The sequence below is a fragment of the Neobacillus niacini genome, assembly GCF_036961885.1.
Taxonomy (GTDB): Bacteria; Bacillota; Bacilli; order Bacillales; family Cytobacillaceae; genus Neobacillus; species Neobacillus niacini_H.
On sequence record NZ_JBALNQ010000104.1, the window covers coordinates 1 to 6,967 of the forward strand.

The window sequence follows — 6,967 nt, forward strand, 5'->3', positions numbered from 1 at the left end:
GTACAACACTTACCGGGACCAAGAATGTCTCTGGCTGGTTTTTGGATGGAATCGGAGTAGCAAAGATTGAAGTATCAGTGGACGGTTCTGTGGTTGGCCAAGCAACATATGGAGAAGCGAGATCTGATGTTCAAAAGGCCTTTCCTGAATTCAACAATGGAAATGCAGGCTTTCATTATACTCTCGACACAACCCAATTTAGTGATGGCCAACATACAGTTTCAATCAGGGAAACTGCAAAGAACGGTCGTGTCATAACTTTGCCTGATGTTTCTGTATCGTTTGCGAATGTCAAAGGCTATGTTGACAATCCAGTTGTGGGTGCAACACTTACCGGGACGAAAAATGTATCAGGCTGGTTTTTGGATAGTACCGGAGTAGAAAAAATTGAGGTAATGGTGGACGGAACCCTAGTAGGTAAAGCGACTTATGGCGCAGCCAGATCTGATGTACAAAAGGCTTTTCCAGAGTTCAACAATGAAAAAGGCGGATTTAATTATGTTCTTGACACAACCAAATTTCCTGATGGGCAACATACTGTTGTAATCCGTGAAACAGGAACAAATGGTCGAATAACATTATTGCCTGATATTCCTGTATCAATTGCCAATGTCAAAGGATATATGGACAATCCTATTACTGGTTCCCTCCTTAGAGGGACAAAAGATATATCGGGCTGGTTTTTGGATGCTAGCGGAGTAGCAAAGATTGAAGTTTTAGTGGATGGTTCGGTTGTAGGTGAAGCAACTTATGGGGATGCGAGACCTGATGTCAAAACTGCTTATCCAGATTTTAATAATGAAATGGCAGGATTTCATTATGCTCTCGACACAACCAAATTTACTGAAGGCAAGCACACTGTTACAATTCGGGGAATTGGAACAAACGGTCGTGTTACTACATTGCCTGCTAGTCATGTAACGTTCCGACAATCATTGAAAGTGTTTTTAGATCCTGGACATGGTGGAAGTGACCCTGGTGCAATTTGGGGAAATTATCATGAAGCGGACTTGAATTTGGCAGTTGCTAAAAAGGTTCAAGCTTTATTGATAAAACAAGGCCTTCAAGTTTATATGTCTCGAAATAATGATACATACCTAGGTTTGATTGACCGCCCTCAAATGGCGAATAATTTAGCTACAGATATTTATGTTAGTATTCACACAAACTCAACTGGATTAGGCGTAACCACTGCTTCTGGTATTGAGTCTTACTATTATAAATATGACCCAAATTATCCTTCTAAAATCAATGAGGCTATGCATAATAATTCAGAAAGAATCCTAAAAAGTGTAATACTAACAAAGTTCATTCAAGAAAATATGGTTAGTTACACTGGTGCAAATGATCGTGGAACTGACGGAGAAACATTTGCTGTTATTCGTGAAGCCGCTATGCCAGCAACATTACTGGAGATGGGTTTTATTAATAACACTAGTGACCGTCAAAAACTGTTTACTGATTTTTATCAAAATCAGTTGGCACAAGCAATTGCAGACGGAATTGTTGAGTACTTTAGAATTTATTAATTGATTTTATATCTGTTTAATAAAAATAAAGCAACTTAATTAAGAATTATAATTTCATTACTGGTATTCAAAAAGTAGTTTCTCTAATCAGACTGTGGGCAAATCCGAATAATTTCGGCTTTGCCCACAGTCTTTTTTATGAATAAATAGATGAGTATTGACCAAAAGTAAATTACTCAGTATGTGGGGTTTAAGGAATCACCGCTGTTGGTACACACAAGGAAAAATGTGAATTTGTCGAATATGAACAATTTGTGTAGAATTTAAGTTATAATATTTCAAGATGAAAAATTGACTTATTGAGTTAAATTACGTATCAGTAATTGTCCATTAAAAAGGATGGTACTCTATCATGAATGTTGGGAAGTATGGGCAGTTTATTAAGTTTTGTTTAGTAGGAGCGGTTAATACCTCGATTTCATTAGTTGTCTATGCTTTTCTTTTAAAACTAAATGTTTATTATCTTACTGCTAGTACGATTGCCTATATTGCCGGAATACTAAATGGCTATATTTTCAGCTTGTCCTTCGTATTTAAGAAAAAGTTTAATTTCACTCAAGGGTTGAAGTTCGTAGGTGTTTATTTATCATCATTATTGATTAATTTGTTTTTCCTGTATATCCTAGTGGATATCTTTCAATTCCCTAAGTTTATCGGACAAATTTGCGTAACGGGTTTTAATGTTATTTATAATTTCTTATTAAATAAATATTGGACTTTTAATAAGTAAAGATCAGTGACTGACTATAAAAGGAGGAATAGCTTATGAAGGTATTAGTAATTGTCCCTGCTTTTAATGAAGAAGAAGGTTTAGTAAGAGTGGCAGAGCAATTCCATGGAATCAATGATGTCGACGTCGTAATAATAAATGATTGTTCAAAGGATACTACATCCGATGTAGGAAGAAGGCTAGGGTTTAATGTGATTGATTTACCTTGTAACCTTGGTATTGGTGGAGCAGTTCAAACAGGCTACAAGTATGCTTATGAGAATGGGTATGATATAGCGATTCAAGTGGATGGGGATGGGCAGCATAATCCTGCATATATAAAGGACCTTATTCTACCAATCAAAGAGGGGAGAGCAGATTTAGTTATTGGCTCCCGTTATCTAAAAAAAGAAGGGTTCCAATCCACATTATTACGAAGAATCGGGATCAATTATTTTAGTTACTTAATTTATCTGCTCCAGAAAAAAAGAATTACCGACCCGACTTCGGGATTCAGGGCATGCAATCGCAGAGTCATTGAATTATTCAGCACCCGTTATCCTAATGATTATCCCGAGCCGGAATCTATTGTTTACTTATTAAGAAATAACTACAAAACAGAAGAGGTTCCCGTCGTTATGAATGAAAGATTCGGTGGAGAGTCGAGTATTAATTCATTTAAATCTATTTACTATATGATAAAGGTTACCTTAGCTATTGTTATTGATAATATGCGAAAAATTGGATTGACATGAGCCGGAAAGCATATCATTTTTTAAGGAGTTTTTTATGATTACGATTCAATTACAAATTATCCTATTGATTACTTCGATTATTACCTTTATGGTAATAATCAATCTTATTCGAAAATACAATCTTGAATTAAAATATTCGCTGCTCTGGCTATTTTTTTGTTTTGTAAATGTTTTACTCGCGGCCTTTTCAAATTTAGCCATCATGATTGCAAATCTTTTAAGCATTAAGGAACCTGTTAATGCTATTTTCCTATTATCATTTATTTTTCAATTTTTCCTTATCTTCAGTTTAACATTAACAATTTCTAGGATTTCCAATAAGTTTACACAACTCGTTCAGGAGGTAGGATTGTTAAAAAAAGAGGTTGAAAAAATAAAGAACACTCAATCAGTAGAGAGGTAACTGCCCATGTTAAAATTTGTATTAATCTTAACGAATATTGTTTGCCTTGTATTAGGGCAAACAGCTTGGAAATATGGATTAGAGAATATTCAACTTAGTGGGAGCCTGCTTGAGAAGTTCTTTCAAATTGTTTTTTCTCCCTTTATCATACTTGGCTTTGCTCTCTATATTATTGCAACAGTTATTTGGATGTACTTGTTGTCAAAATTGCCGCTAAGCTTTTTGTACCCGTTACAAAGTATAGCCTATGTCCTCGCATTGTTTATTGCCATATATCTATTTAAGGAGCAAATTCCAATGACAAGATGGATTGGAGTGGCAGTTATCATGTTTGGTGTCTATCTAGTTGCAAGATAATCAGACAAAGGACAAGCTAAAGGAGCGTTTTTTTATGTTTAAGGATGGTTTTACAAATAAACTTTATATGGAGTTAAAAAACTACTGGCTTGTTTGGTCGATTGCCTTCGTTGTATTCTTACTGTTTTCTTTATACATCTATGAAAATAGAAGTACATTTATTGTCCCAAGAGAAATTGAACATACCGTAATGAATCAGAAAAAAAGCGAAATGACCATTGGTGAAATAACAGGTGATATGGAAATTACCCAGTCATTCGTTGCCGAGCAAAATCAATTTATGCGGATCAAAATACCATTTGGCACCTATAATCGACAGCTGCAAGGAAATTTCGGGTTTGAATTAATAGATGTTGAAAGCGATGAAGTAATTTTTACAAGAGATTTACCTCTTAATGAGTTGCAGGATGGATTAGATCATAATATTGATTTTCCTGTTATCCGCAATGCGAGGGGAAAAGAGTTTGAATTTACCATTACTGGACAGGGATTGGATCCTGGGAAAACTGCAACTATTTGGAGAAGCTCAAAAGACGATTACATGCAGGGGAAGCTAATAATCAATGGCCGTGATATGCAAAGTGATTTACGGTTTAAGGTCATGGATGTGGAAACCAAACCGTTGTTAAGTAAACAAAAATTTATGATGATCGGGATTAGTATTCTGTTGTTTTTTTTACTTTCTGTGGTCGTCTTAAGGATTTTTAAAGATAAATTACATAAGGCTTTTCTAATTACTGCAATCCCAATTGGATTGGCGATGGTCTTGATTATACCCCCATTTGATCAACTTGATGAATTAGAGCACTATTACCGTGCATTTGAGGTTTCAGAGGGGAAATTCATTAATCAGCAAACAGAACAGGGACTAGGTAATTTTATCCCTGCCAGTCTTGTTGAAACCGTCTATGATGTACGCTACATTCATCAATCTGGGTATAAATATAGTATTGTAAAAGAAGCATTTCAAAATAAGCTCAATCCGGAAGACAGGCAGTTTTTACGAAACTATGCCTCGTCTTATCCACCGTTAATTTATGTTCCACAAGCACTTGGGATGATGCTGGGGAGGCTTATTTTCGATTCACCATTAATGATGATGTTTTTGGGGAGGCTGATAAATTTTGTAGCATATATAGCAATTGTATATGCTGCATTGAAAGTCGTTCCTGTAAAGAAAAATTTATTTTATCTCTTTGCATTACTACCAATGTCAATCATTCATGCAGCCTCATTATCTGCTGATGGAATAACCAATGCGATGGCATTATTATTTGTTGCATATATTTTAAAACTTGCATATGGTAAAGTTGATAAAATCACTAAGAGGCATTTAATTATTTTGATTGGTATAGGTCTTTTTGTAACATTATCCAAAATAGTTTACATTCCTATGCTGCTGTTATTTTTACTGATCCCGTTAAAAAAGTTCACAAACAAAAAGGATTATTTAAAGAAATTCTTGATTGTTTTTGTGGGATGTTTGATTCCATTTATTATTTGGAACTTAATGAACTTGTCTAATATGTCAGTTCCAGATTTAAGAGGGAACCCTGGGGTTTCTCCGAAGGAACAAGTTATGTTTGTCTTACTCCACCCAATATTTTATATTAAAACTTTGTTTGTTACATTGTTTAGTTTAGGTCCATCGCAATTGGTTGCAATGATTGGAAAGGTTGCCACCAATTATCAGTACCCAGCACCATCAATTATAATTTATACATTCCTGTTTATGATGCTGTTATTTGGCCTAATAAATGATGAAAACGACCTGAAAATGCAGGGGAGGAGAATGGACAGGGGAATTCTAGTATTTATACTATTAGCTGTTATGCTACTAATTTATACTGCCTTGTATGTGGGCTACAACACGGTTGGAAATCCAGTTATCTATGGTATTCAGGGCAGATACTTTGTCCCGATTGCAATTCTCTTCTTCCTTAGTATTTCGAATTACCAAATTATAAATAAGAATAAAGATATAAACTTACTTATTCAAACTATTATTCATTGCTGTATGTACGCCCTGCTTTTTACGTATCTTGTAAACATAAATGGATGAGATGTAATTGTAGGCACAAAAAGGGTCCCAAAACATTGGGACCCTTTAAATTGGATTAATTACTTTTTGAATTTGTATTATTCATAACTACTTCTTTTGTAAGGCCTAATTGTTCACGTAATTGATCAGAAAGGATTTGTCTTGTTTCGTCATCGACCATATAATACCAAACATTATTAAGCATTTTCCCTGATCCTTCAATTTCAAGCTTTTCTATCGTTTCAGCAGCAGGCTTATATGCAGATTGCATCTCAATAATTTCTGGTAAAGTTAAGTTTGTTTTAATGTTATTTTCTAGTGCGTCCAAAATATTTTTATAATTAGTAAGGGTTGAAAGAGATTTTCCTTTGTCGATAATCTTGGTTATTACCTCGCGTTGTCGTTCACCACGTCCTATATCACCGCGGGGATCTTCTTTCCTCATTCGAGAGTATGCTAGTGCTTTTGTACCGTTTAAATGCTGTGGTCCTTCCTTAAGAGTTACTCCATCCAATTCAAACGCGTATTGGTTATCCACATCGATTCCACCTACAGCATCAACAATATCCTTAAAACCCTCCATGTTGATTTCTACATAATAATCGATTGGAATGTTTAAAAAGTTCTCGACTGAAGCAATACTCATCTCAATCCCACCAAATGCATAAGCGTGGTTAATTTTATCAATTGTTGTCTTTTTCGGGTTTTCAGGGTCCAGTAATTTTGTACGTGTATCTCTTGGAATACTTAATATATTAGTAGTTTTCGTTTCAGGATTAACAGTGAGAACTAACATCGAATCCGTACGCCCATGATCGCCCTCGCGTTCATCTATACCTACCATCAAAATTGAAATTGGATCCTTTTGTTCAAATTCAATTTTTTGTTCCCGTTTTTCGGAAACCTCTCTTGAAATAGGTTTATTCATTTTATTTACAGCATTTGCAACATCGTTATATGCATTATAAAAATACAATCCACTGCCAACTAGTATAATAAAAAATGTGAAAAGGCTATAGCGGAGCCATTTACTTTTCTTCTTTATTTTCTTTTTCCTATCCAATCTAGTAGTATTCATATATTTATCCCTTCTTCACAGGTATTGTTCGTTTAATAGGACACTTATAATCCAAATTATAATATTGAAGAACTATTAGTTCAATGGAAATAAAT

7 protein-coding genes are annotated in these 6,967 nt (G+C 34.8%); 6 read left to right on the plus strand and 1 reads right to left on the minus strand.

The genetic code is table 11. The annotated features are described in order from the left end of the window. From V7124_RS26060 to V7124_RS26085, 6 genes are all read left to right on the plus strand, one after another. A partial coding sequence (locus V7124_RS26060) for an N-acetylmuramoyl-L-alanine amidase (protein ID WP_335494862.1) occupies positions 1 to 1,529 on the plus strand: 1,529 nt, incomplete at its 5' end. Positions 1,530 to 1,881: 352 nt separating this feature from the next. Next, positions 1,882 to 2,259, plus strand: a complete 378-nt coding sequence (locus V7124_RS26065; protein ID WP_335419878.1) for a GtrA family protein — start codon at positions 1,882 to 1,884, stop codon at positions 2,257 to 2,259. A 35-nt stretch (positions 2,260 to 2,294) separates the two neighbouring features. After that, positions 2,295 to 2,993: a glycosyltransferase family 2 protein gene (locus V7124_RS26070; RefSeq protein WP_335419876.1), complete on the plus strand. Its 699-nt coding sequence runs from the start codon at positions 2,295 to 2,297 to the stop codon at positions 2,991 to 2,993. A gap of 34 nt (positions 2,994 to 3,027) precedes the next feature. Beyond that, the gene (locus V7124_RS26075; RefSeq protein ID WP_335419873.1) at positions 3,028 to 3,396 is read left to right on the plus strand and encodes a DUF2304 domain-containing protein; all 369 of its coding nucleotides are present in this window, start codon (positions 3,028 to 3,030) and stop codon (positions 3,394 to 3,396) included. Positions 3,397 to 3,402: 6 nt separating this feature from the next. After that, positions 3,403 to 3,753, plus strand: coding sequence for an EamA family transporter (locus tag V7124_RS26080; protein WP_335419870.1), 351 nt, complete (start codon positions 3,403 to 3,405; stop codon positions 3,751 to 3,753). A 34-nt stretch (positions 3,754 to 3,787) separates the two neighbouring features. Further along, on the plus strand, positions 3,788 to 5,815 hold the full coding sequence (locus V7124_RS26085; protein ID WP_335494865.1) for a DUF2142 domain-containing protein: 2,028 nt from the start codon (positions 3,788 to 3,790) through the stop codon (positions 5,813 to 5,815). A gap of 55 nt (positions 5,816 to 5,870) precedes the next feature. On the opposite strand, the gene V7124_RS26090 is transcribed toward V7124_RS26085, so the two are convergent. After that, positions 5,871 to 6,872 carry an LCP family glycopolymer transferase gene (locus V7124_RS26090; RefSeq protein ID WP_335494867.1) on the minus strand — a complete coding sequence of 334 codons (1,002 nt, stop codon included), beginning with the start codon at positions 6,870 to 6,872 and terminating at the stop codon, positions 5,871 to 5,873. Positions 6,873 to 6,967 lie beyond the last annotated feature (95 nt).